The 24,305-nt window shown below is 59.7% G+C and carries 21 protein-coding genes and 1 tRNA gene; 11 read left to right on the top strand and 11 right to left on the bottom strand.

All coding sequences use genetic code 11. The annotated features are described in order from the left end of the window. Nucleotides 1-59: 59 nt before the first annotated feature. The 3 genes from AB4043_RS01350 to AB4043_RS01360 all read right to left on the bottom strand — a co-directional run bounded on the left by AB4043_RS01350 (nt 60) and on the right by AB4043_RS01360 (nt 4,090). Nucleotides 60-365 carry a hypothetical protein gene (locus tag AB4043_RS01350; RefSeq protein WP_442300421.1) on the bottom strand — a complete coding sequence of 102 codons (306 nt, stop codon included), beginning with the start codon at nt 363-365 and terminating at the stop codon, nt 60-62. 367 nt (nt 366-732) lie between these two features. Next, a complete protein-coding gene (locus AB4043_RS01355) occupies nt 733-2,547 on the bottom strand; it encodes an ABC transporter ATP-binding protein (protein WP_442306364.1) in 1,815 nt (604 codons plus the stop codon). 334 nt (nt 2,548-2,881) lie between these two features. Further along, nucleotides 2,882-4,090, bottom strand: coding sequence for an MFS transporter (locus tag AB4043_RS01360; RefSeq protein ID WP_442306365.1), 1,209 nt, complete (start codon nt 4,088-4,090; stop codon nt 2,882-2,884). Between the two features lie 81 nt (nt 4,091-4,171). On the opposite strand from AB4043_RS01360, the gene AB4043_RS01365 reads away from it, so the two are divergent. Next, a complete protein-coding gene (locus tag AB4043_RS01365) occupies nt 4,172-5,101 on the top strand; it encodes a LysR family transcriptional regulator (RefSeq protein ID WP_442300424.1) in 930 nt (309 codons plus the stop codon). 8 nt (nt 5,102-5,109) lie between these two features. Here AB4043_RS01365 and AB4043_RS01370 read toward each other — a convergent pair whose 3' ends face one another. Continuing rightward, the gene (locus AB4043_RS01370) at nt 5,110-6,249 is read right to left on the bottom strand and encodes an acyltransferase family protein (protein ID WP_442300425.1); all 1,140 of its coding nucleotides are present in this window, start codon (nt 6,247-6,249) and stop codon (nt 5,110-5,112) included. 259 nt (nt 6,250-6,508) lie between these two features. Here AB4043_RS01370 and AB4043_RS01375 point away from each other — a divergent pair, with 259 nt between their 5' ends. Further along, a complete protein-coding gene (locus AB4043_RS01375; RefSeq protein ID WP_442300426.1) occupies nt 6,509-8,098 on the top strand; it encodes a M28 family peptidase in 1,590 nt (529 codons plus the stop codon). A gap of 6 nt (nt 8,099-8,104) precedes the next feature. On the opposite strand, the gene AB4043_RS01380 is transcribed toward AB4043_RS01375, so the two are convergent. Further along, nucleotides 8,105-8,344, bottom strand: coding sequence for a hypothetical protein (locus AB4043_RS01380; protein ID WP_147645933.1), 240 nt, complete (start codon nt 8,342-8,344; stop codon nt 8,105-8,107). A gap of 173 nt (nt 8,345-8,517) precedes the next feature. On the opposite strand from AB4043_RS01380, the gene AB4043_RS01385 reads away from it, so the two are divergent. Further along, nucleotides 8,518-8,604, top strand: a tRNA-Leu gene (locus AB4043_RS01385). Between the two features lie 164 nt (nt 8,605-8,768). On the opposite strand, the gene AB4043_RS01390 is transcribed toward AB4043_RS01385, so the two are convergent. Continuing rightward, nucleotides 8,769-9,317: an outer membrane beta-barrel protein gene (locus AB4043_RS01390; RefSeq protein ID WP_442300427.1), complete on the bottom strand. Its 549-nt coding sequence runs from the start codon at nt 9,315-9,317 to the stop codon at nt 8,769-8,771. A 33-nt stretch (nt 9,318-9,350) separates the two neighbouring features. On the opposite strand from AB4043_RS01390, the gene trpC reads away from it, so the two are divergent. Genes trpC through AB4043_RS01405 form a run of 3 tightly spaced genes read left to right on the top strand, consistent with a single transcriptional unit; the run spans nt 9,351 to nt 10,587 of the window. Further along, nucleotides 9,351-10,133, top strand: coding sequence for an indole-3-glycerol phosphate synthase TrpC (gene trpC / locus AB4043_RS01395; RefSeq protein ID WP_442300428.1), 783 nt, complete (start codon nt 9,351-9,353; stop codon nt 10,131-10,133). Between the two features lie 6 nt (nt 10,134-10,139). Beyond that, nucleotides 10,140-10,532, top strand: coding sequence for a phosphoribosylanthranilate isomerase (locus AB4043_RS01400; RefSeq protein WP_442306366.1), 393 nt, complete (start codon nt 10,140-10,142; stop codon nt 10,530-10,532). Beyond that, nucleotides 10,483-10,587, top strand: coding sequence for a hypothetical protein (locus AB4043_RS01405; protein WP_442306367.1), 105 nt, complete (start codon nt 10,483-10,485; stop codon nt 10,585-10,587). Before AB4043_RS01400 ends, AB4043_RS01405 begins: the two co-directional genes overlap by 50 nt. A 49-nt stretch (nt 10,588-10,636) precedes the next feature. On the opposite strand, the gene AB4043_RS01410 is transcribed toward AB4043_RS01405, so the two are convergent. Then, nucleotides 10,637-10,798, bottom strand: coding sequence for a hypothetical protein (locus AB4043_RS01410; protein ID WP_442300430.1), 162 nt, complete (start codon nt 10,796-10,798; stop codon nt 10,637-10,639). Between the two features lie 241 nt (nt 10,799-11,039). Between AB4043_RS01410 and AB4043_RS01415 the strand changes: the two genes are divergently transcribed. From AB4043_RS01415 to AB4043_RS01430, 4 genes are read left to right on the top strand one after another with little or no spacing between them, the layout of a single operon-like run. Further along, nucleotides 11,040-11,729 carry a 2Fe-2S iron-sulfur cluster-binding protein gene (locus AB4043_RS01415; protein WP_442300431.1) on the top strand — a complete coding sequence of 230 codons (690 nt, stop codon included), beginning with the start codon at nt 11,040-11,042 and terminating at the stop codon, nt 11,727-11,729. After that, complete coding sequence (locus tag AB4043_RS01420; protein WP_442300432.1) at nt 11,726-12,733, top strand: FAD binding domain-containing protein; 1,008 nt, start codon at nt 11,726-11,728, stop codon at nt 12,731-12,733. The genes AB4043_RS01415 and AB4043_RS01420 overlap by 4 nt, the downstream gene beginning before the upstream one ends. 9 nt (nt 12,734-12,742) lie before the next feature. Then, nucleotides 12,743-14,989: a xanthine dehydrogenase family protein molybdopterin-binding subunit gene (locus AB4043_RS01425; RefSeq protein ID WP_442300433.1), complete on the top strand. Its 2,247-nt coding sequence runs from the start codon at nt 12,743-12,745 to the stop codon at nt 14,987-14,989. A 30-nt stretch (nt 14,990-15,019) separates the two neighbouring features. Beyond that, nucleotides 15,020-15,808 carry an NIPSNAP family protein gene (locus AB4043_RS01430; RefSeq protein WP_442300434.1) on the top strand — a complete coding sequence of 263 codons (789 nt, stop codon included), beginning with the start codon at nt 15,020-15,022 and terminating at the stop codon, nt 15,806-15,808. Nucleotides 15,809-15,812: 4 nt separating this feature from the next. On the opposite strand, the gene AB4043_RS01435 is transcribed toward AB4043_RS01430, so the two are convergent. From AB4043_RS01435 to AB4043_RS01450, 4 genes are all read right to left on the bottom strand, one after another. Then, nucleotides 15,813-17,483: a trehalase family glycosidase gene (locus AB4043_RS01435; RefSeq protein ID WP_442300435.1), complete on the bottom strand. Its 1,671-nt coding sequence runs from the start codon at nt 17,481-17,483 to the stop codon at nt 15,813-15,815. Nucleotides 17,484-17,616: 133 nt separating this feature from the next. After that, entirely contained in the window at nt 17,617-19,053 is a 1,437-nt protein-coding gene (locus AB4043_RS01440) for an efflux transporter outer membrane subunit (RefSeq protein WP_442300436.1), read from the bottom strand. After that, nucleotides 19,050-20,252, bottom strand: coding sequence for an efflux RND transporter periplasmic adaptor subunit (locus AB4043_RS01445; protein WP_442300437.1), 1,203 nt, complete (start codon nt 20,250-20,252; stop codon nt 19,050-19,052). Before AB4043_RS01445 ends, AB4043_RS01440 begins: the two co-directional genes overlap by 4 nt. Nucleotides 20,253-20,266: 14 nt before the next feature. Beyond that, nucleotides 20,267-23,254, bottom strand: coding sequence for an efflux RND transporter permease subunit (locus AB4043_RS01450; protein ID WP_442306368.1), 2,988 nt, complete (start codon nt 23,252-23,254; stop codon nt 20,267-20,269). A 116-nt stretch (nt 23,255-23,370) separates the two neighbouring features. Here AB4043_RS01450 and AB4043_RS01455 point away from each other — a divergent pair, with 116 nt between their 5' ends. After that, the gene (locus AB4043_RS01455) at nt 23,371-24,273 is read left to right on the top strand and encodes a LysR family transcriptional regulator (RefSeq protein ID WP_442300439.1); all 903 of its coding nucleotides are present in this window, start codon (nt 23,371-23,373) and stop codon (nt 24,271-24,273) included. The last annotated feature ends 32 nt before the right edge of the window (nt 24,274-24,305 follow it).

Below are 24,305 nucleotides of genomic sequence, written 5' to 3' on the forward strand. Positions count from 1 at the left end.
CTCCACAGTTGCGTCATTCTTGGATTGGGTAAGGCGGACTTCTCCGGAGCCAGCTCTCCTCAGTGAGAGAGCTGGTAGCTGATCGCCTGGTATGCATCGGAGGCTGTCATCGGTTCGTCATTTTCATTCGGACTACAGAATGTTTCCAGGATCGGGGCCGCCCTCGTGAACTTTGGCCCGTATATGGCTGGCTCCGCGATGCAAACGCGAAATTGGGTAATCAAGCCTTGGAGGTCTGCGCCTAGTTGATCGAAGGTGGGTGACTGGTCTTTCTGGGCGGCAAGGTTCTTAGCACTTTCGGCGTTGTACTCCGGTGGGTCTTGGATTGTGTTTCGGGCGGTGGAATTCTTAGCGTTGTCGGTCATGAAGGATCTCCACTGTTGCATCGGGCAACACATGCATGCGGAGAGAAGCGGATTCGAGGACAACGATATCCAGGTGTAGACTTCCCGGAATTGGGGGTTGAGGACCAGCATCCCAGTTCCCCCTTGTTGTGTCAACGGTGCGAGGGGTTAATTTCTCAAGAGTAACCGGAATGGTTGCCTCAGTAAGGCGCTGCTGGAAAGTGACGCCTGAGCACTCTCCTGAGAGCCCGCAGGATCACAGCAAAGGTCCCTCCCACGACAACCGTGAATAAATACACAAGCCAAAACATACATCTCCTCGTTGCCCCCTTGCTTCGCGATAAAGCCGCGAAGCAAGGAGGCAATGAGGGAGTACTGCTCTCGAATGTTAGTAACTCACCACACTGTCTGAGAAATCAGATTCGTCATCTGTCGTGTCCTCATCGTCCACTACCAGGCCGAGTGCCTGTCGCTCAAACAGTCGTCTGTACGTGCCGCCTTCGCGTCGTACCAGTTCTTCGTGCGTTCCTTCTTCGACAACTCTTCCGCGTTCGAAGACGAGAATCCGGTCGAGCATTCGCACGGTTGAGAGGCGATGCGCGATCACGATCGATGTGCGGCCCGCCATTAGCCGCTCCATCGCCTCCTGAATCAGAGCCTCAGACTCTGAATCCAGACTTGAGGTCGCTTCATCCAGTACCAGCACCGGAGTGTTCGCTACGAACGCGCGCGCGAGCGCGACACGCTGCCGTTCACCACCGGAGAGCTTCACACCGCGTTCACCGACAAGCGTGTGATATCCCTTTGGCTGGCGCAGGATGAACTCATGCGCGTTGGCCAGCCGGGCTGCGTGCTCGATCTCCTCCATCGAAGCGTCCGGCCTTCCATAGGCAATGTTCTCCGCCAATGTGCGATGAAAGAGAATCGGCTCCTGCGGCACCAAGGCCATCTGCGCGCGCAACGAGTCCTGGGTCACGCGGGCAGTGTCCTGGCCGTCGACGACGATCTTTCCTCCATGTACGTCGTACAAGCGATGCAACAGCTTCACGAAGGTGGTCTTGCCAGATCCGGAGTGGCCTACAAGTCCCACGCGTTCTCCGGCACGGATCTTCAAGGAGAAATCCTGAAAGAGCGGCTCGGTGTGCATTCCATAGCGGAATGTCACGCGGTCGTAGGTGATCGCACCCTCTCGCACATGAATCGGCTTCGCATCGGCGCGGTCCATCACGCCGAGCGAATGCGAGTGGAACTCCACCATCTCCTCCATCTCGTTGGCGGCGCGTTGCAGGTTGCGCACATGCTGTCCAATGTCGCGCAGGTAAGCCTGCACGATGAAGTAGCTCGTCAACACGAAGGCTGCATCACCGGCGGTCGCTCGTCCGTGCCACCACAGCCATACCGCATAGAGCAGTACTGAGGTCCGCAATGCCTGCAGGAGAAGAGTCTGCAGGCTTCCGTTAAGCGTTGCCCGTATCCAGGTTCGCGAGGTACGGCTGCGCCACTTCTCCACGATCTTCGCCAGCCGGTAATCTTCCCGCCTTTCGGCTCCGAATGACTTCACGACGGCGTTGCATGTGATCGTATCTGCCATGGCTGCGCCGATCCGCGTGTCCTGCGCATTCGATAGCCGCGCTGCCGGGGCGACGTAGTACAGCGACAATGCTATGGAGACCGCGATGTACGCGACGGCGCCAACAGCCACGAGCACTCCCATGGTGAGCCAGTGCAGCCCAAGCAGCAGCGATGAGCCGACCAGTACCAGCAAGGCCGGCAGCATCTCCAGCAGCAGAATGTCGTCCATCACGTCCACGGCCCACATGCCGCGTGTGATTCGACGCACGATTGCGCCCGCGAAGTTATTCGCGTGCCAGTCCGTCGAAAACCGCTGCACTCGCCAGAAGGTCTCGCTGGCAAAACGGGTCATCAGCCGCAACGTCAGCCGGATAATCCCGGCCAGAGCCACGTAGCGTAGCACCGTAAGCACGATGCCGAGCAGCGCCATCATTGCGATCGCCTGCAGTGCGTTATGGAGCGCCAGTGCACGCAGGGATGCGTGCATCGCGATTGCATCTACGAGTTTGCCCGCATAGATGGGCATCAGCAGGTCAGCGGCTGTGGCGAAGATCATGCAGAGCGCCACCCACACGACCATCCACCGTTCGCGGCGCCAGTGACGGAATAAGAAAGCCAGTACTTCGCGCATTGCGTTTTTACTGGAATGTTCGTTCATAAGGACTCCCAGAGGAATCAAAAGGCCACGGATATCCGCAGGCCAATCAAGGTTGAAAAAGGGAAGACGGGTAGAGAGAGCCGCCCGCAGGCTGCGCCGAAGAACTCTGAATCTATCGAAGGGAGAGTCTAGCTGCGCGAGACGTTGGGAAAGAACTCGGCCGGTGTCCTGGGATCGCTGGGGATATTAGTGGTCTCCATGGTTCTTTCCTTTCGTCAAAAATCGTAGTAACAGCTTACCAGAATCCCGATTGGTATCCGGTGAAAACAAATCCGCAGTCCGCGTGCTGATTCGCTGGTGGAAGAGATCAAGCGCCGATGACTTGTCTCTCTTCTTCTCGCGAGGTGGCTTCTATTGGAAACAATACTGGCCCGACGGCAACAATAAGGCCGGCGATTGCAATAACGGCCATTGCCGCGCGCAAGCCAACGACCACGGAGAGCGAGCCGATGACCGGAGGCCCCATGAGGAAACCGCAGTAGCCGATGGTTGTAACCGTCGAGATCGCGGGACCGGCTCCCATGCGTGTATCGCGTCCGGCCRCACCCCAGATGATAGGCACAATATTTGCAATTCCGATTCCGGTAAGCATCAAGCCGCCGACCGCCGGCCACCACGAGGGTATGAGAAGAGCACAGGCCATACCTAAAGCAATCAGAAAGCCGCTGCCATGCAGGATGTGCTTGCTGCTGACGCGCTGTGCCAGCCAGTCACCGGAGAACCTTCCGGCCGCCATGGCGATGGCATAGGCAGCGTAACCCGCGGCAGCGAGCGAGAGTGTCACGCCCACATTGGAGTGCAGATATACCGATGCCCAGTCACCGATCGCCCCCTCGGCCATCAGGCCAAAGAAGGCAAGGACAGCAAGGCGCAACAGGACGGCATCGGGCCACATGAACTTCGCAGGCTTGCGCGGTTTTCCTGTTTCGCGTTCGGTTTCCGAGACAAGCAACGGCATTGCCCACAGACCGCAGAGAGCGAGTACGCCCGCGGTGAGCGAGAGATCGATTCGGGCAGTACCACCGCGCTGAAGCATCAGACTTGCAGCGCCTGCACCAAACAATCCACCGGCGCTCCAGCAGCCCTGAAAGAAACTCATGATCGGCTGGCCGTATTGTTTCTCTACGGTAACCGCCTGTGCATTGACGGCGACATCCAATGCTCCTTTTGCGGCTCCATACATACCGGCGAACAGGATCAGGAAGAACAGGTTGGAGGCCTGCGCCAGAAGCGCGACCATCAGTACATAGAGGACGGTTGTTACCCGGACCACCCGGCGGCTGCCGTAATGTTCAATGAGGTGCCCGGTGATGGGCATCGTGATGATGGCGCCGATGATGAGGCTGACCAGAACGAAGGTGAGCGATCCATTCTCGAGGTGAAGCAGTTGCTGGAAGACAGGTACGTGCGATGCCCAGGTTCCGAAACCGACTCCATCCACCACAAAGAGCATGGCGAGCGCCCACCTCGCCCGTTTAATTCCGGTACGGTTGAACGCGTTGTCTGGATGCACCATGCAAGTCACCTACTACTAGGCTCCGGGATCGCATCGATTCTGTCCAATAGATCGTAGGAGCAATTCTGATAACGTACAGGAATGGCACTCGAGCTCCCAGAATTGCGCTCGTTTCTGGTGCTGGCGCAGCATCTTCACTTCGGTGAGGCGGCAGAGGCATTGCATGTCACCCAGCCCGCGCTGACCAAACAGATTCAAAAGCTGGAATCTAAAGTCGGTGGACCGTTGCTGGTGCGTGGATATCGCCGTGTGTCGCTTACACCGGCAGGAGAGATCCTGCGTGAGCGAGCACAGGGTCTGTTGCGCGAAGCGGAGATGGCGGAAGAGATCACGCGTCTCGCTGTACATGGCAAGGCAGGTTTGTTGCGCATCGGCTTCGGTATCGCCTCGCTGGCCGCGGGTCTGCCGGATATTCTGACGCGATTCCGTCAGCATTTTCCGGCGGTGCAGGTGTCGATGGCGGATATGTCGACACCAAACCAGATCAGTGCTTTGGAGCAGGGCGATATCGATGTTGGTTTTGTACGTCTGCCTGTCGAACATCCTGATCTGGAGACCGTACCTGTGCTCGAAGAGAGACTGGTCGCGGCCATTCCGCGTGGCATGCCTTACCGAAAGGGCTTGGCCAGTCTGCGCAATGAGCCTTTTGTGGTGATTTCGCGCAGTGTCTCTTCCAGCTTTGTCGATCATGTGGCGCGAACCTGCCGTGCCGCGGGCTTCAGTCCCCGCATCGTGCAGGAGGTCAACGAATTGTTTACGGTTCTGAATCTGGTGCGCGGTGGCGTGGGTGTAAGTCTGGTGCCACGATCGGCGAATCTGATGCACGTGCCGAATGTTCGCTTGCTGGATACAGGATTGGAAGAAGCGAAATGGAAGATYGGCCTCGCCTGGCGTAAAGTCGATCCGCGCAAAGGTGATGCACTGGACCCACTCGTTCACAACTTCATCCGCCTGGCATACCGCCCCCGGGGTCTGGCGTCAGTGGGAGACCTGAAGTCATCGCCCCGCTGATGGGACGATCAGGATGCGACGGTTCTTTCTTCCTCTACTGCTACAGGTGCTATGCGGCGAAGATGCCGGTCGCGCAGGCGCATGAATGGTTGTTCGACAGCGAGGTGCAGCAGCGAGGCGGCACCCAGGCAGGCGACGGTATAGAGCAGCCATGAGGCCGGACCTTTTGATTGGGTGATGGAGGGGAAGTGCACCATGACCAGATGGCCGATCGGCTTGTGGGTGAGATAGAGGGCGAAGGCCAGGGTTGCGAGTGTTTCCGCGCCGGGAATGCGTATCCGGGAAAGCAGACCGTTCTCGCTGACGGCTGATGCAGTGATAAGTCCAAGGCCAATGGCGAGAAGAGGGAAGCCGAGGACGACACCCCACATCGCCGGTCCGGTTGCATTGCCAAGATCCCGGTTACGGAACATCCAGACGACGCAGGTGACACAGGCGGAGCCGGTGAGAAAGAGTGCATGTCCGTGCTGCATCCAGTGATGCCACCATCCCGGCCGGAAGGTGCGCACGACAGCCAGAGCGACACCGGTCAGAAGGCCATCGAGACGCGTGTAGCTGGGGTAATAGATGCTGGTCCAGACCTCATCGGGGAAGCGCTTGATCAGGAACCATCGCAGCGCAATTCCAAAGAGAAATACCCCGGCGATCACAGCCGCGGTCTTACGCGCTGAGGGGCGTCGCATGAGCCAGACGACCAGCAACGGTAGCAGCAGGTAGAAGTGCTCTTCTACGCAGAGCGACCAGGCGTGCGAGAAGCCGCGCCGAGCAAAGGTGAAGCCGAAGTTCATGGTGAAGGTGAGGAACTGCCATACCGGCATAATGCGCGGAAAGTCTCGCCAGCCGGGCACAAAGACGTAGAGAGCCAGAACCGTGAGATACGCCGGCAGAATGCGATAGGCGCGGCGCCGGTAAAAGTCCGCGATGGAGAATTTTTGCCCGCTGGCCAAGGGTTTCAGCACCTGCCGGCCGATCAGAAAGCCACTCAGGACGAAGAATAGGTCGACGCCCATCCAGCCGTGGTAAGTGACGGGGAGGAGGCGTATAGGCAATTCGCCAAAGATGGTCAGGTGATAGAGCACGACGACCAGTACGGCAAGCGCACGAAGGGTGTCCAGGCCATGAAGCCTGGTAGATATTTGATTGTTCACAATGAATCTCGCGGTAAAGATCGCGGTATAGCGAGCCCGAGTAAAGTCACTCTACTCGAAGCGAATGAGGATTCTCGTTACGCCGTGATTACTCTTCGGATTCCCGGAGCGTTTTCCCTTTGCTGGGTTATCCCCAAAGGGTTGTTCAGCGGCGTTTTCATTGCGGAAAACGCCCATAGATGTGGAAACCCTGCTCCACACCCAGAGGGAAAATGCTCTCTCATGCCATACTCGCCATATCCCTTATTCCGGAGCTGCCGTGCCGCGTATTTCGCTGCTTGCTTCTGCGCTTGTCCTGACCTCAGTTCTTCATGCCCAGACAAAAGACTGGACCCCGGCGGCAAACGCCTGGTGGTCGCACGTACAGTACCTTGCCGATGACAAACTGGAGGGCCGCCGTGCCGGTTCGCCGGGATACTTCAAGGCTGTGGAATACGTGGAAACTCAGTTCAAGCAGATAGGCCTGAAGCCCGCGGGAACCAATGGATACGGGCAGGATATTGAACTGGTGCCCACATCCATCGACGTGGAAAAATCGAGCTTCGCTGTGGATAACGTCCGGTACGAGCTACCCGCGGAGCTGCAGTTGAACGCCCATGTCGATGGGGCCGGAACGCTGGATGCGCCGATGGTCTTTCTGGGTTACGGCTTGTCCCTGCCGAAGAAGCATGTGGATGATATTGCCGGCGAAGATCTGAAGGGCAAGGTAGTGGTGATCTACGGCGGTGCTCCGGCGAATTTGCTGGGTCCGCAGCGTGCCTATTCCCGTATTGCCGGGGAGCGCTGGAAGGCGCTGCATGCGGCGGGAGCGATCGGCATGGTGCTGTTTACGCCGCCGCGTCCGGGAGCTCCGCCGAACCCCGCAGCGGGGAATCGCAACGCGCCACCGCCGGTCATGTTGTATGCCGATCCTGCGCTGGAAAGCCTGCCCGGCCTGAAGGTCTATGCCGCACTTACGGAGAAGGGGGCGGAGAAGCTCTTCGCCACTGCCGGGCATAGCTTCGCCGACATTAAGGCAGCGGGCGACGCAGGCAAGCCTTTAGTGCACTTCGCTTTTCCGGGTACGCTGCATGTAACGACCGCCGTCAAGACCGCGGAGCATCTTCATGCGCCGAACGTCGTTGGCCTGCTGGAGGGGTCTGATCCGAAGCTGAAGAAGGAGTACCTGGTCATCAGCGCGCATCTGGATCACATGGGGATTGGGCGCCCTGTGGATGGCGACAGCCTCTACAACGGAGCGATGGACAATGCCTCCGGTGTGGCTTCGCTGATCGAGACGGCGAAGCTGCTTGCGGCGGAGACACATCCGAAGCGGTCGATCCTGTTTGTGGCGCTCGCAGCCGAGGAGATGGGCGAGCTGGGATCACAGTACTTTGCGACCAGGCCGACGGTGCCGAAATCGGCGATCATCGCCGATCTGAACATGGATATGTATCTGCCGTTGTTCCCACTGCGCTATCTGGAGATTCAGGGTCTGGGTGAGTCGACTCTAGGGAACGACGCTCGTGCCGTATGCCAATTGAATGACGTGGAGCCGCAGTTCGATAAGCAGCCAGATGAGAACCGGTTTATCCGCTCGGACCAGGTGAACTTTGTGAAGCAGGGGATTCCAGCACTGGCCTTCAAGTTTGGCTGGACCCCAGATTCACCAGAAGAGAAGACCTTCAATACCTGGGTGGCGGTGCGCTATCACCGTCCGTCCGACGATTTGAATCAGCCGGTGGATAAGGTCGGTGCTGCCCAGTTCACCAGCCTGCTGGCGCAACTGGCGACGCGGGTTGCCGATGCCAAGGGCAGGCCGGAGTGGTACCCGGAGAGCTCATTCGCTGCGACGAAAGTAGCGAAGTAGACCTCGTTATTTGGGGCTGTGGGTCTTGATGTAGTTGCGGAGCTGCAGGTTCAGGTCCAGCGCCTTCTGCACACCGGAGTCCATCATGCCCAGCCAGTCCGAGGCGGGCGGCTTCAGCTCGGCGGTAGAGAGCAGGTAGCTGGTCTGCACGATGATCTCAAGGGCATTCGAGAGATCATGGGCGAGTTTACGGATCTCAAGAGCGAGATCCTCCGGGATGACCTGTTCCTGTTTCGGGTCGTTCATGCTTCCTTCTGACGCTCCAGGGGCCGCGATGTTTCACAAAAGATACAGGCCGGGGAAGCGAAGGGCAAGCTTATGTTGGTTCAAGGCGAATCCGTGTTGGTTTGACATGGCCGCAAAGGTTTGAAACACTAGTGTTTCTGCAAGGCCACGACGCGCTGTTGTGGTTGTCCCGTGCCGAAGTGGCGGAATTGGCAGACGCGCATGGTTCAGGTCCATGTACTCGCAAGGGTGTGGAGGTTCGAGTCCTCTCTTCGGCACCATAAAGATTGAAACCCGGCCATTGGCCGGGTTTTCTGTTTAAGTCCGAAGCTAGGAGCATTTCTCCTGATGGTGTAGAGCGGAGTTTCGCTGTTTGCGCCGTTTTCCGCGAAGAAAACGGCATTCGCAGATTTTCCAAGGCTACCGTATTAGGAGAAATGCTCTATTACGGCAGATGGAGAACGACGCCGAAGCTGATGGTCTTCAACTCGTGATTGCTGTTATTCGCATGAATGGAGCCGATCCCGAACTCGGCCAGGCGGACATCCATAATGGGAGCGACCTTCAGGTCGACGCCGGCAAAGGCCTCGTAGGCGACACCACCGCTGATATTCTGCGAAGCTCCGAAGTTGCTGCCACCCCAGCCGACTGAACCCTGCAGATAGGGCTTGATCCAGTTCACGGGAAGCGTAGTGCTGGCACGCACGCCGCCGAGGGCGGTATGAATGCGGGTGCCCACGCCGTTGAAGCCATTGTCGTTGCCTTGCTTGCTGCTGACAACGCTGCCGCGGACGTCGGCGCCAAGCTTGATGCGGCCGATCTGTTTGAAGTCGTAATAGACGCCGCCACCACCACCGACTGGAGCAACATTCTTTCCGCTGACACTTACCTGCTGCACATTCACAGTGCCATAGACGCCCAACTGGGCACGGGCAGAGACGGAAAAGACACCAACAGTAAGGGCGAGCAACAGCGAAAGGCGACGGAAATTCATGCTGGCACCAGTGTATCTACAATGGGGACAGGCATGTCGACTCATCTGGAACGTATTCTGGCCAATACCCGCGTAGAAGTCTCTGCCCGCAAGGCAGCCGCCGAGTTTGCTGCTCTGGAAGGAGCCGCGGCGGCACATATGCCGCGAGGCTTTGCCCGCGCATTGCGTGAGCGCGCGAAGACCGGACCTGCTGTGATTGCGGAGCTGAAGAAAGCGTCGCCCTCCAAGGGGCTGATCCGTGCAGAGTTTGAACCGGTGGCTCTGGGCACGGAGCTCGAGGCGGCAGGCGCGGCCTGTCTCTCGGTGCTGACCGATGAGGTCTTCTTTCAGGGAGGTCTTGAGAATCTGCGCCGTGTCTCGGCCACAGTGAAGATTCCCTGCCTGCGCAAGGACTTTATGGTCGAGCCCTTCCAGGTGTTGGAAGCCCGTGCCGCCGGTGCGGACGCCATTCTGCTGATCATGGCGGCGCTCGGGGATGAAGATCTGCGGGTGCTGCGCGATACCGCGCGCACCTATGGTCTGGATGTGTTGTGTGAAGTGCACGACCAGGAGGAGCTGGATCGTGCTCTGGACCTGGACTGCGAGTGCGTCGGCGTGAATAGCCGTAACCTGAAGACCTTCGATGTCTCCATCGAACGCGCCGTGGAGCTGGCATCGCAGCTTCCGGAAGGTGTAGTGCGGGTTGCGGAGAGTGGTATTGCTTCGCGACAGGATGTCGAAAATCTGCGTGTGGCAGGCTTCGATGCCTTCCTCATCGGTGAGACACTGATGCGTCAGCCATCGCCGGGCGCTATGCTGCGTGAGCTGATCGGATAAGCCGTCATGTGGGTAAAGATCTGCGCCAATACGAACCTCGAGGACGCGAAGCTCGCCGTAGAGCTGGGAGCGGATGCGCTTGGGTTTGTCTTCGCTGCTGCGAGTTCACGACGGGTGACGCCGCAGCAGGTGGCGCCGATCGTGCAGGAGCTCCCGGAATCGATCGAGAAGGTCGGTATCTTCGCCGAGCTTGACTTGGCCGCGATTCGCGCGGCGGTGGAGTACGCTGGCCTGACAGCGGTGCAGTTGCACGGAGAGTACACGCCGGAGCTGATCCTGGGACTGCGCAAGGAGAGGTCTCAGGCCGGAGAATGTGGCCGAGGCCATCCGGACTCTGCGTCCGTGGGGCGTGGATGTGGCCAGCGGCGTGGAGAGTGCACCGGGGAAGAAGGATCCTGAGAAACTGCAGGCGTTCATCACGAACGCCAGGCAAGCTGAGAGAAACGGAGCTTAGAGCATTTTCCCTGTCGGGGGTATCCCGGGAGGGTCGTGCTGCTGCGTTTTCATTGCGGACCGGCGAGCAGCGCGGCAGTGCCGACCTTGCAGCTCGCGCCAAGGAACGTCGGCGGTGCTTTATGCGTATGACGCAAATCCGGCCAAGCTCTCTGGAACAGCGGCACGGCGATCGACTCGCCCGTTACCACCAGCGGTATTGCCAGCGGCATGATCTATCTCGCTACCGCCGGCAACACGATTTACGCCTTCGGCTTTCCCCAGGAACGCCAATAAGGCCGTAAATACTCGACTCCTTGCGCCGGCACGTTCGGGGCGGCTTTTTTCGCGGCTCATCGCAGCAAACCAAGGCCTGGGATCGTGCGTCTCTGATGTACTGTCATTTGGCGTTTTGCCGTATTGTCAGCAGGTTCTTTTCCTCTCCACGGCAACCTGTACAGAATGAGGTTTGGTATGAATCCGAAAACGGGGGAGCCCGAAGTCGCAGGACCGGAGACAACCCGGAAAGAGAAGCCGCCGGCATTTGGTACCTATAGCAGCCTTAGTCGCCGTTCCTTCCTTACGCGGTTTGGCGCCACAGGAATTGCGGCCACATCCCCGGCCGTTGCGATAGCAAACGTTGTGGACGCGCCCGAGACTCCATCTGCGCGCCGCGCCGGGACTCAAGCGGTTCACCTCAGCATCAACGGCAAGCGCCAGACACTGCAGCTTGAGCCACGCGTCACACTGCTCGACTGCCTGCGTGAAGTCGTGCAGCTTACCGGAACGAAGAAGGGGTGCGATCACGGGCAGTGCGGAGCCTGCACGGTGTTGGTCAACGGCCGCCGCATCAATAGCTGCCTGAGCTTTGCGGTCATGCATGAGGGAGACGAGATTACGACGATCGAAGGCCTGGGCACACCGCAGGAGATGCATCCCATGCAGGCTGCGTTTGTGGAGCATGACGGCTACCAGTGTGGCTACTGCACCAGCGGGCAGATCGTCTCAGCGGTAGGCATGTTGAAGGAGCCCTGGGGACCGGCTGATAAGGATGTCCGCGAGGCGATGTCCGGAAATATCTGCCGCTGCGGCGCTTACCCCAACATTGTGCGGGCGATACAGATGGTGCGCAGCCGCGTCAGCCAGCAGGGGGTAGACGCATGATCGACTTTGAGCTGACACGCGTCGGCACTCCCGATGCCGCCATTCAGATTGCTGCTGCAACACCGACGGCACAACAGGGAGCCACGATACGATTCATCGCGGGTGGCACCAACCTGATCGACTACATGAAGCTCGATGTAGAGACACCGCAGCATCTGGTCGACATCAACCGCATTCCGGACCTGGCGAAGGTGGAGAAACAGCCGGATGGATCGTTGAAGATCGGCGCGTTGGTGCGGAACTCCGATCTGGCCCAGGCATCTGAGGTCGTGGCCGAGTATCCGGTGCTCTCGCAGGCGCTGCTCTCAGGCGCCTCAGCGCAGCTCCGCAACAAAGCCACCACTTCGGGAAATCTGCTGCAACGTACACGATGCCCTTACTTCCGCGACCTGGCGTTTGCGGAGTGCAACAAGCGCACTCCGGGTTCGGGTTGCGCCGCTATCGGCGGATATCACCGCAACCACGCCATTCTGGGTGTGAGCGATCAGTGCATCGCCACACATGCTTCGGATATGGATGTGGCCCTCGTGGTGCTGGACGCTGTGATTCATGTGCAGGGCACGAAGGGAAACCGGACGATTCCGATCGGTGAGTTCTATAAGCTCCCCGGCACAACACCGCATATCGAGAATGCGCTTGAGCCCGGCGATCTGATCACACATGTCACACTTCCTCCTCTTCCAGAGAAGACAAAGCAGATCTACCTCAAGCTGCGCGACCGGGCTTCGTATGAGTTTGCTCTGGCCTCAGCCGCCATCGTGATGCAGGTGCAGGGCGGCAAGCTGCATCATGTCCGCGTCGCGATGGGTGGGGTGGGGACACGGCCGTGGCGTATGCCCGAGGCTGAACATGTGCTTGAGGGCCAGGCGCCGACGGAACGGGTGTTTCGCGCCGCGGCGGATGCTGCGCTGAAAGGCGCCAGACCGCACACCGACAATGCATTCAAGGTTGAGCTGGCGAAGCTTTGTATGATTCGCGCTTTGACGACGGCCACTGGCGCATAAGGAGGAGCGATGTTGAAGGACAATGCAACCACCATCGGCACTCCGGTGCCACGTATCGATGGTCCCTACAAGACTACGGGGACAGCGAAGTACGCGTCGGATCACAACTTCCCCGGCCTGCTACACGCGGTGCCGGTCTGCGCGACCATTGCGAAAGGAAAGATCACGGGTATCGATACCGCCGCGGCTGAGGCGATGCGCGGTGTGTTGAAGATCTATCACTACGGCAATGCGCCGCATCTCTACCGGCCCATACCGCGCGACGCGCGTGTCGATGAGGCCCGGCCGGCCTTTGAGGATGAGTACGTTTACTATTCCGGTCAATACGTCGCTGTGGTTGTTGCCGAGACGATCGAGCAGGCTCGGGCCGCAGCGCGCGCGGTGAAGGTGATGTATGCGGCGGAGAAGCCGGACAACCGCCTGGACCTCTCGGAAGGACTTCAGGAAGATGCATTGCATGAGGCCAATAAGCGTGGCGATGTCGATACGGCCTTCGCCTTAGGGGCCGTCAAGGTCGACGCGACCTACATCACGCCGGTCGAAACGCACAACCCGATGGAACTGCATGCCTCGGTAGCGACGTACTACGACGGAAAGTTCGTCCTGTACGAGACGACGCAGTCGATCGTGAATCATCGAGCGGCGATGGCGCAGATATTAGGTGTCCCGGTTGAGAACGTGCAGATCATCATGAAGTTTCTGGGATCGGGCTTCGGCGGCAAGCTCTGGGTCTGGCAGCACTCGCTGCTTGCGGCTTCGGCGGCGCGGGATCTGCGGCGTCCGGTGAAGCTGGTCACGGATCGTCATTCACAGTTCACAAACGTGGGGCATCGTCCGCGCACGCAGCAGCGCCTGCGGCTGGCAGCGACGGCTGAAGGCAAGCTGACCTGCATTCAGCATGACTACTCGTCGGAGACATCCATCCTCGATAACGTTGGAGAAAACTGCGGCGAGTCGACACCATTCCTGTGGAGCACGCCGAACCTGCGCGTCCGTTCCTCGATGTCCCGCCGTAACGTAGGCACACCGACAGCCATGCGCGGTCCCGGAGCGGTACCAGGACTCTTCGCTCTTGAGTCCGCGATGGATGAGCTGGCGATCAGGCTGAAGATGGATCCAGTGCAGCTTCGCCTGCTGAATGAGCCGGAGAAGGACGAGTCAAATGGCCTCCCGTTTTCGTCGCGGCATATGAAGGAGTGTCTGACGCTGGGTGCGGAGAAGTTCGGCTGGGCGAAACGCAATCCTGTCGTGGGATCGATGAAGAAGCCCGATGGAACGATTCTGGGTTGGGGCATGGCCGGAGCGTCCTGGGGAGCGGGACGTATACCTACCTCCACGAACTTCGCCTTCCGTGACGACGGATCGGTGCGTATCGGCTGTGCTACGCAGGACATCGGCACAGGCACCTATACCGTCTTCTCGCAGATGGTGCACCACATCACCGGCATCTCCATGGGGCGCATCGAGGTGGCACTGGGAGATACCTCGCTTCCGCCGGGGCCGCTCTCTGGTGGATCGCGCGTGACCGGATCGTTGTTTCCAGCGATTCAGGATGCCGTGAATGCGGCGACAAAGCAGTTGTTGCAGATTGCCGTAAACGGCGTACGTTCTCCGTTCAAAGGAGCGAAGCTTGATGATCTCGGGTTTTCTGAGGGCCGCGTGTATCGGAAGGCAGACGGCAGCGCCTCCGGAGTGAGTTTTGAGGATGTACTGAGTTCGGCCAATCTACGGTTCGCCATCGGCGAAGGCTCCTCGGTTGCATCGCAGCAGGACCCGAAAGCGAAGGGGCTCTCCCTGCATAGCTTCGGCGCGCAGTTTGTCGAGGTGGAGTGGGATCCGGGTATTGCGCGTCTGCGGGTTTCGCGGGTGGTTACGGTCATCGACGGCGGGCAGATCATCAACCTGAAGGCTGCGACCAACCAGGTGGAGGGCGCCATTGTGATGGGGGTTGGAATGGGGCTGCTGGAGGAGACGGTCTACGACCAGCGCTATGGGCATCCGGTGAATGCCAACTATGCCGACTACCTGGTCGCGACCCAGGCGGACTGCCCTCCGGCGATCGATGTCACTTTCCTCGACTATCCCGACAAGGCGATGAGCGAGATCGGCGCACGCGGCATCGGTGAGATTGGTCTGGCCGGGGTCGCGCCAGCCATTACCGCGGCGGTCTATCATGCAAGCGGGGTCCGTGTGCGTGAACTGCCGGTACGCATGGAAGACCTCTTACAGACCGTCACCCAAAAACATCGAGCTTGATTTCAACGCCTAAGGAGCAAGTCCCTTCCCATGCAACGCCGCACGTTTTTGAAATCCGCACTTACCGCATCGGTTGCTTCGGCTGCATCAGCCGGCACAGCGCTTGCTCAGCCTTCCGGCGGACGCGAGTACTATCAACTGCGCAAGTACCATCTCAGCCGCGGCACCGGCTCTGCAATGACGGAGAAGTACTTCCGCGATGCCTTGATTCCCACACTGAATCGTATGGGCATGAAGACCATCGGCGCCTTTTCGGTGAACTACGGTCCGGAGACACCGACATACTACCTGCTGATCCCGAGCTCGGACCTCTTTACGCTGACCAATCTCGATCTTTTATTGGCCAAAGATGAGGCGTTCTTAAAAGCAGCCGAGCCCTTCTGGTCCTCGCCCGGAAAAGATGCCTCACCGTTTGTCGATGCGGAGAGCTCGCTGCTGGCTGCATTCGATGGCTGGCCGCACATCACGCCTCCGGATACGAAACAGAAGCGCATCTTCCATCTGCGCACGTATGTCAGTTCCACGCATGGCGATCACATCCGCAAGGTGGAGATGTTCCATCACGGTGAATTCAAGATCTTCCAGGAGTCCGGCTGCGGGCAGGTCTTCTACGGCGATCTTCTCATCGGCCGGCAACTGCCATCGCTGACCTACATGCTCACCTTCCCGGATCTAGCCGCGTTGGAAAAGGGATGGGCAGGCTTTTTGTCGCACCCGGAATGGAAGAAGCTTGCGGCCGATCCGCGATATGCGTTCGAGCCGATCGTGACCAATATCGACAGCCTGATTCTGAATCCGCTGCCGTTCTCGCAGGTGTAGGGAATTATTGTTGTGCGCCGCGCGCTGGAATGGTTGAGGCGCAATCGCTGGAACGGCCTGTGAAGAGCAGGCCGTTCATCTTTAGGTACACGGCATTGGTCCAGCCGAAGCCGATGACGTTGCTCTTGTAGCCCGCGGCAACTTCGACATCCTTCTGCGGATCGACGACGTTATATTTCTCGCGTAGCGTCCCGTCGCGCTCGTAGTTCTCGCGGATGGAATGCATGAAGCCGTGGGCAATGCGTCCCACGGCTGTGCCGTAGCCATAGCAGCTCATGCCGTCGACGGCGATCCAGTTAACCGGCGCCCAGCCGAAGGGAGCGTCCCACTGCATGCCGCTGGTGGTGTTGCTCATTGCCAGGCCGCCGTCATGCGAAAGCGTACGAAGCTGACGCATGGTGGATGCGGCTTGAGTACGTGTAGCGAGCCCGGCCCATAGAGGATAGGCTGCCGTGGCATAGAGGTAGGTCGAGCGGCGATGGTGTACGAAGTCATAGTCGGCAAAGGTGCCGGTCCGTACATCCCAGAGATAACGGTTCATCGCCGTCTTACGCGCTTCGGCGGCATCGGTCCATTGCTTTGCCTTGGCATCGTCGCCGAGCTTGGTATAAAGGCCGGCAACGTCGATCTCATAGCGATAGAGCAGCGCGTTCAGGCAAACAGGGGCATAGTTCTCGGTCGATCCACTGAAGGGACCGAAGCGGAAGCTGACGTCGAAGCCTGACTCGCGCATGGCGCGGTCGCTGCGATAGAAGGAGGGTGTCAGCCGCCAGCCCTGGTACTCCGTGTGAGCACAGACGGCGCTTGCTCCGGAGGCGCATGCCTGGCCATCGGCAGCCTGTGTCAGGTAGTTGGTCTTCACCTCGGGATGGGCCAGCAGCCACTTGATCACGTCGACGTAGTAGGTGCTGTCATCTTCCATCTCCGGCACGGGACCGCTGCCCAGGTCGAAGTAGCGTGCGAGTCCGGTGTCTCCGGCTTTGTGTGCATCGCTCATCCATAACGCATGGTCGCTTTCGAGGAAGGGCATCGCTTTTTCGAGCCATGCTTTTGCGGCATCGGGATCGCGGCGATTCATGGTGCGATAGACCTCGTCGACCATCCGAGCGAGGAAGGGAGGCTGGGAGCGAGTGAGGTAGTAGGTGCGGTTCGCGTTGAGGATGGCGCCGTAGTTCTCGATCTCGAAGAAGAAGTTCTCCACCATGCCGCGCGCCAGGGCCTCATGGCCTTCGCTCAGCAGGCCCAGCAAGATGAAGTAGCTGTCCCATCCGTACATCTCGTTGAAGCGGCCACCGGGCACGACGTAGCGGTGCGGCAGGTAGAGCAGCCCCGGTGTCTTCAGCTCCGACGGCATCAGGTCGCCTTCTTTGGCGATGGCGTGCGGTAGATGTTCGACACGGACATTGCACTTGCTGCGCAGTGCGGCAACGGCGGACGGGATGGCATATCCATGGGGAAGATAGACAACGGAGGCCCCAGCAAGCTTGGGGTCATGCACGGTGGCGCAGTCGGTAATTGATCGCGTCAGCGGCGCCCATCCATTGCGGATGTACTGCTCGACCGTAACGTCTACCTGCGCAGGAGGGGGAGTAGCGGTGGGAGTCTGCGTTGCCTCCTGCTGCTGCGCAACGGCGCACGGAAGACAAAGGAGCAGGAGCAAGGCATAAAAACGCATAGACGGTTCGATGATGATTTAGGGCGGCACGTTACCTGAAAAAGCATTCGCGCGGAGCGCGAACACCCAGGTCCCGAGGGACACCACCCCAGCGAAGTAACTTCGCTGGGGACCCCGGACCTGGGGCACCCGCTTACACCTTGGGAAGCTGCGAGACGTTCCATCCACCACCGACGGCTTTCACCAGCAGAACGCTGGCATCAAGACGGCGGCGTAGGATGTCGATCTCGTTGCGCTGGTTCTGCAGTGCGATCGTCTGCGAGGTGATGACCTGCAGGTAGGTATCCACACCGCCTTCATAGCGAGTCCGGAAGAGCCCCAGGGCCTCCTCTGCGGAAGAGGTCGCATCACGCTGCTGTTGCGCTTCGGTCTCAAGCTGCTTCAGTGCTACGAGATTGTCTTCCACCTGCTGGAAGGCATCGAGTGCTGACTGCCGATAGCTGGCGACGTGGGAGTCATACTGTGCAATCGCGATGTCGGTGCGCGCACGCCGGCGGCCGGCGTCGAAGACGGTCTGCGAGATCAGCGGGCTGACAGCCCAGATGCGGCTGGGCCAGGTGAACCAGTTGAGCATGGAGCTGCCCTGGAAACCGGCAGCGGCGGCGAGGTTCAGCCGCGGATAGAAGGCCGATTTGGCGATGCCAATCTGTTCGTTGGCAGCGGCCATCAGGCGCTCTTCTGTGGCAATATCCGGGCGGCGCTCCAGGAGCTCTGACGGCAGTACAGCCGGGATTCCAGGCAGTGCCGGTGTCTGTTCGGTAAGAGGATTGGCAACCAGCGTGAGCTGCGCAGGCGGCTTACCGGTCAATACTGCGATAGCGTGTTCGAACTGCGCGCGGGCGATCGTTACTTCGGTCGACTGCACCAGCGCCTGCTGTAACTGTGTCCGTGCCTGCGCGACGTCAGACTGCGGAGCGACGCCGCCGTCGGCACGATCGATGGTCAACTGCAGGGCATCGCTGTAGGCGGCGACCGTCTCATCCAGCAACTTTTTCTGGGCATCGGCGCTGCGCAGGTTGAAGTAGTCGATCGCCAGCTCGGCATGCAGACTCAGGCGGGCGGTTTCAAGGTCGGCGGCGAAGGCCTGCGTGGTCTCCTGCGCAGCGGTGATGCTGCGGCGGATGCGGCCCCACAGGTCGACCTCGTAGTTCAGATCGAGAGGCAGAATGAAGTTGCCCTGTCCGTTGTCCGGGGTCAGGTTACCGCGATAGGGAGCGTTGGGCGTAACCCGGGTTGCACCCAGCGTGGGATCGACACTCAGCGTCGGTGACATGTCGGCGCGGTTGAGCTTGATCACTGCACGCGACGCGCGGAAGTTGGCCTCAGCCTGTTTCAGCGTCTGATTGGCAGGGTCGATCTGTTCTTCCAGGGCATTCAACTGCGGATCGCCATACATCTCCCACCACTTGCCGTGGGCCATGGCGTCGTTGGGGGTAGCGGTCTTCCAGGTGTCGCCTTCCTTGAAGGTCGGCGCCGTCGGGACGTCGGGCTTTACGTAATTTGGGCCGACACGGCAGCCGGCAAGCGATACGGCAACGACGGCAAGGGTAAGCAGATTCTTCGTACTCACTTCTGCGCTCCCTTCGTCTGGGCGACCTTTACCTCCATGCCGTTCTCGAGAGAATCCGAGGGGTCCAGGATCACGGCATCATCGCCATTCAGGCCGCTGGTGATTTCCACGGTAGATCCGAAGTCGCGGCCAATGCGGATGGGAACCAGTTGGACGTGATTGTCACGCACGATACCGACACGCAGGCCCTCCGAGCGGAAGAGCAGCGCATTCGAGGGCAGAGTCACCGCGTGTGCTTTGCCTACAAGACGGAAGTGAGCGAAGACGTAGGCTCCCGGCATCAGCTTACCTTGCGGGTTATCGACGTCCACCTCGACGTTCAGGGTGCGAGAGCTCTGGTCGATGGCGTTGGAGTTGCGGACAACTGTGCCGGTGAACTTCTGGTCGGGCGTGGCGTCCTGTGTCAGTTCGACCTTCATGCCGTCCTGAATCTCGCTGGAGTAGATCTCCGGGACAGCGACATAGACACGCAGCTTACCCACGGCGGCGAGGTGGAAGAGCTCCTGTGCGCTTCCGGTAGCTCCCGAGCCGCCGCCGGCCGCGGTGATCAGGGCGCCGACATCGGTATTACGTGCGGTGATGGTGCCGTCGAAGGGAGCGGTAACGCGCTCAAAGCTCTGCAACTGCTGCAGGCGGCGGACATTCGCCTCTGACGCCGCCATCAACGACCGGCGGGCTTCCAGGGTCGACTGCGCCTGATCGGCCTCCTGCTTGGAGACGGCGCGCTTTGAGACCAGCGCCTGCCAGCGGTCGTTGGTGGTTTTGGCCAGGTCCAGGTTGGCCTGGGCCTGCTTCAAATCGGCCTCGGCGGCCTGGAGCTGCTGGTCCAGTTCCGGCGTCTCAATCTGCGCGAGCAACTGTCCCTGCTTCACGTGCTGACCGATATCGGCGTACCACTTGCGCAGATATCCGCCGGTGCGAGCGTAGATGGGCGTATCGGTATAGGCCTGTGCATTGCCGGGCAGGATCAGTTCCTGACCGTCTTTACCGCCGGCTCCGCTGGCGTGCACGACATGTACGGTCTGGATGGCGGAGATGCGGGTCTCTTCTTTCAGCTCGCTTTCGGCATGAACGCGATCATGGATGCCCCAGGCGACAGCGGCCACTAGAGCAACAGCGGCCATGCCCACGGCAATATACATGGGCTTGCGATTGGTCGTCGTTTGTGTGGTTACAGTCTGCTGTGTTGTCTCGCTCATAAGCTCTTTCTCCGTTACGCCGGCAGCGCTTCCGCGCTCTCAGTTACAGGAACGTTCGTCGGCTTCGGCTTGCGTCCGTGGATCAGCGCGAAGACGGTGGGAACAAAGACCAGGGTGGCGACGGTGGCGCACATCAGGCCGCCGATCACGGCGCGGCCGAGAGGCGCATTCTGCTCGCCGCCATCTCCCAGTCCAAGCGCCATGGGCACCATGCCGATGATCATGGCCAGTGCGGTCATCATGACGGGACGGAAACGGGTGAAGCCTGCCTCTACGGCGGCGCGTATGGCATCGCCGTGATCTTCATAGCGCAGCTTGGCAAAGCTGACGACAAGAATACTGTTCGCGGTGGCCACGCCCATGCACATGATGGCGCCCATCAGCGCGGGAACGCTGAGGCGCGTCGCGGTGATGAAGAGGAACAAAACAATGCCGGCCAGGGCCGCGGGCAACGCTGTGATGATGATGAACGGATCGACCCAGCTCTGGAAGTTCACCACGATGAGCAGGTAGACCAGAACGATGGAGAAGGCCAAGCCTCCCAGAAGACCGATGTAGCTGGTCTTCATCGTCTCTACCTGGCCGCGCAGTGTGACGTAGGTGCCACGCGGCAGTGTCTTGCGGTGGTGGTCGAGGATGCGGTCGATGTCGCGGCTTATAGCGCCGAGGTCGCGGCCCTGCACCGAGCCGTAGATGTCGATTACACGGCGGATGTTGTAGTGGCTCATGGTTCCCATCTCGGTGCCGCGCTCGATGGTGGCCACGTTGTTCAAGGTCTCCTGCTGACGTCCGGCCGCGTTGCCAAGCGAGCCGCGGTTCAGCGGGATATTCTGCATCGCCGCCAGCGTGTCCATGTTGTACTGCGGCGTCTGGGCGACCAGCGGGTATTGGTTGCCGGTCTTCCAGTTGAGAAAGAACTGAGGATTCACCTGGAAGCTGCCGCTCAGCGTATTACGCAGGCTGGTGGCGACATCGGTGGAGGTATAGCCGCCCTGCAGCGCCTTGGTGCGATCGACGTTCACCTTCAGCGTGGGGTAGTCGAAGGGTTGCTGAATGCGCAGATCCGTCAGCCCTGGTACGTCTTTGCGCAGCTCCTCCATCAACTGCGAGGCAAGTTCGTGGCTCTGCTTCACATCGCTGCCTTCGAACTGGATATCGATCGGTGCGGGCAGACCGAAGTTCAGAATCTGCGTCGTGATATCGGCGGGCAGGAAGTAGAAGGTCGTGCCCGGGAAGAGCTTCGGCAGATCGCGGCGAAGGTGCGCAATGTATCGATCGGTCGAGTGGTGATCTTCCTTCAGTGAGACCATCACGTCGCCATCGTAGGGGCCGATGGCGCCGTTGGTCAGGTGCTGCGTATTGATCTGACTGTACGGCAGGCCAATGTTGTCGAGGATATTGCCGACCTCGTTGGGGGGAATCTCCTGGCGGATATGGTCTTCCACCTGGTCGGTCAAACGCGCCATATCCTCGATGCGGGTTCCAGTGGCGGCGCGTACATGCAGGATGAACTGGCCGCTATCAGTCGAGGGGAAGAAGTCCTGGCCGAGGAAGGGGATCAGCAGGAACATCAGCAGACACACGCCCAGGAAGCTGGGGATGAAGATCTTGCGGTGTGCAACGAAGGTTTCGAGCAGGCCATGATAGGCGGTGCGGATGCGCTCGAAGATATGTTCGAAGGCGCGCTGAAACAAAACCAGAGGATTGCGCGTCGCGGCCGGTCCGTGATGGCTCTTGGCCTTCAGCAGATACATGGCCAGCGTGGGCACAAGCGTTCTCGACAGAACATAGGAGGCCAGCATGGCGAAGACCACGGCTTCCGCCAGCGGAACGAAGAGGTACCGCGAGACGCCGCTGAGGAAGAACATCGGCAGAAACACGATGCAGATGCAGAGGGTAGAGACCAGCGCCGGAACGCTGATCTGCGCGGCGCCCTCAAGGATAGACTCGTGCAGTCCCTGTCCCTCTTCGAGGAAGCGCTCGATGTTCTCGATGGTGACGGTGGCGTCGTCAACCAGGATGCCGACGGCCAGTGCCAGACCACCAAGGGTCATGGTGTTGATGGTCTCGCCCAGAAGGCCAAGGACAATGACGCTGGTCAGAATCGAGAGCGGGATGGAGACGGCGATGATCAGAGTCGATCGCCAGCTTCCGAGGAAGAGCAGGATCATCAGACCGGTGAGAGCAGCGGCGATTACGGCCTCACGGATTACACCCTGAACAGCGCCGCGTACGAAGATCGACTGATCGCTCAGCGGCGTGATCTTCAATTCCGGTGGAACCAGAGTCTGCACACGGGGCAGCAGCTTCTTGGTGCCGCTCACAACATCGAGCGTGGAGGCATCGCCGCTCTTCAGGACGCTGATGAGAACACCGCGGTGGCCGTCCTGACGCACAACGTTGCTCTGCACCTGGAAGCCGTCGCTGACCGTGGCGATATCGCGCAGGTAGATGGTGGTGCCATTGACCTGCTTGATGGGCAGGGCTGCAATCTCTTCTATCGAGCGCGGCGCTCCGTTAGGAATAACGTCGTACTCCTTGGTGCCGATCTTGATGGTCCCGGCAGGCGTGACAACGTTCTGCTGCGCGAGAGCCGCGAGCATCTCGCCGGGAGCAATGCCTTTGGACTGCATCGCCGCCTGATCCATGGCGATGTTGATCTGGCGCTGCTTTCCGCCGAAGGGCAAAGGAACCACGGCGCCCGGCGTGGTGACCAGCTGGGTACGGATGACATTGGTGGAGTTATCGTTGAGGACCTGTTCGCTCAGGCCCTCGCCGCTGATGCCGAGCTGCAGAATCGGTACGCTCGATGCCGAAAAGTTGATGACCTGTGGCGGCAGGATGCCGGCCGGAAGCTGGCGCAACAGGTACTGCGAGCCTGCGGTCACCTGCGCATTGGCTGTGTCGAGGCTGGCGCCCGGCTGCAAGAAGATCTTGACCACCGCTCCGCCGTTATAGCTGGTGGACTCGACGTGCTGAATGTTGTCGACCAGAGTAGTCAACGCCTTTTCATAGAGCCGATCACGCGGCAAGAAAACGGCTTACTAATAATGATTGGTCTTCACCCTTAAGAGTCGCACGTTTTGTTCCGAAGGGCTTGATCGGAAAAACCGATAAGATGACTGGTATGGAACTGCGTCATCTGCGCTACTTCGTAGCTGTCGCGGATTATGGCGGTTTTTCCCGCGCCGCCCGCCGTCTGTATGTCTCGCAGTCGGCGCTCAGCGAACAGATTGCCGACCTTGAGTCRGAGCTCGGTGTACAACTATTTGACCGTTCGCGGCTGCGGACGGTACTCACCGCTCCCGGAGAATTATTTCTGAAGGAGGCGCGCAAGCTGCTCTCCGGCGCCGATGCCGCCATCAAGGTGGCGCGCCTGTCAGCCTCGGGTGATCTGGGTGAGATCCGCATCGGGTTCTTTACCGGCGGGGTGGGGCCGAACTTTCCGCGGCTGATCCAGCGCTTCCGGCAGTCACACCCCCGGGTGCATATTGCGCTGCATGAGATGATTCCGGCGCTGCAGTGGAAGGCATTGGCCGAAGGCACGATTGACATTGCGTTTACCCGCCGCCTGGAGGTTCCCTATTCCAACTTCCTGAAGTCCGAGGTACTGCGCAAGGACCTTCTCTATGCGGTGCTGCCGAAGAATCATCCCCTGGCGCGGGGTGTTGTCGATATCCGCGCGCTCTCGCATGAGCGTTTCGTGATGTGCGTGCGTGAAACCTCGCCATCGCTCTTCGACAAGATGATCGAGCTCTGCTCCGAGGCGGGCTTTTCGCCTGAGATTGTGAACACGGCCAATGTGTGGAGCTCCATCGTGCTGCTGGTACAGGCAGGCGAGGGGATTGCGATTCTGGCGGCAAATACGCTGCAGGAACTGCCTAAGACCGGACTTGTCTTCTGTCCGCTGAAGCAGAAGAACGCGTCAATCGATCTGGTCATGGCCTGGTCGCCGGATCGTGAATCGACGGTGCTGCGTCATCTGCAGCAGCTCATCCGCGAAGCGGGCGGAAAAGTCTAGTTGCTGGTTGCTAGTTGATCAGCAAATTCGAT

The organism is Terriglobus sp. YAF25 (assembly GCF_052113305.1).
Lineage (GTDB): Bacteria > Acidobacteriota > Terriglobia > Terriglobales > Acidobacteriaceae > Terriglobus.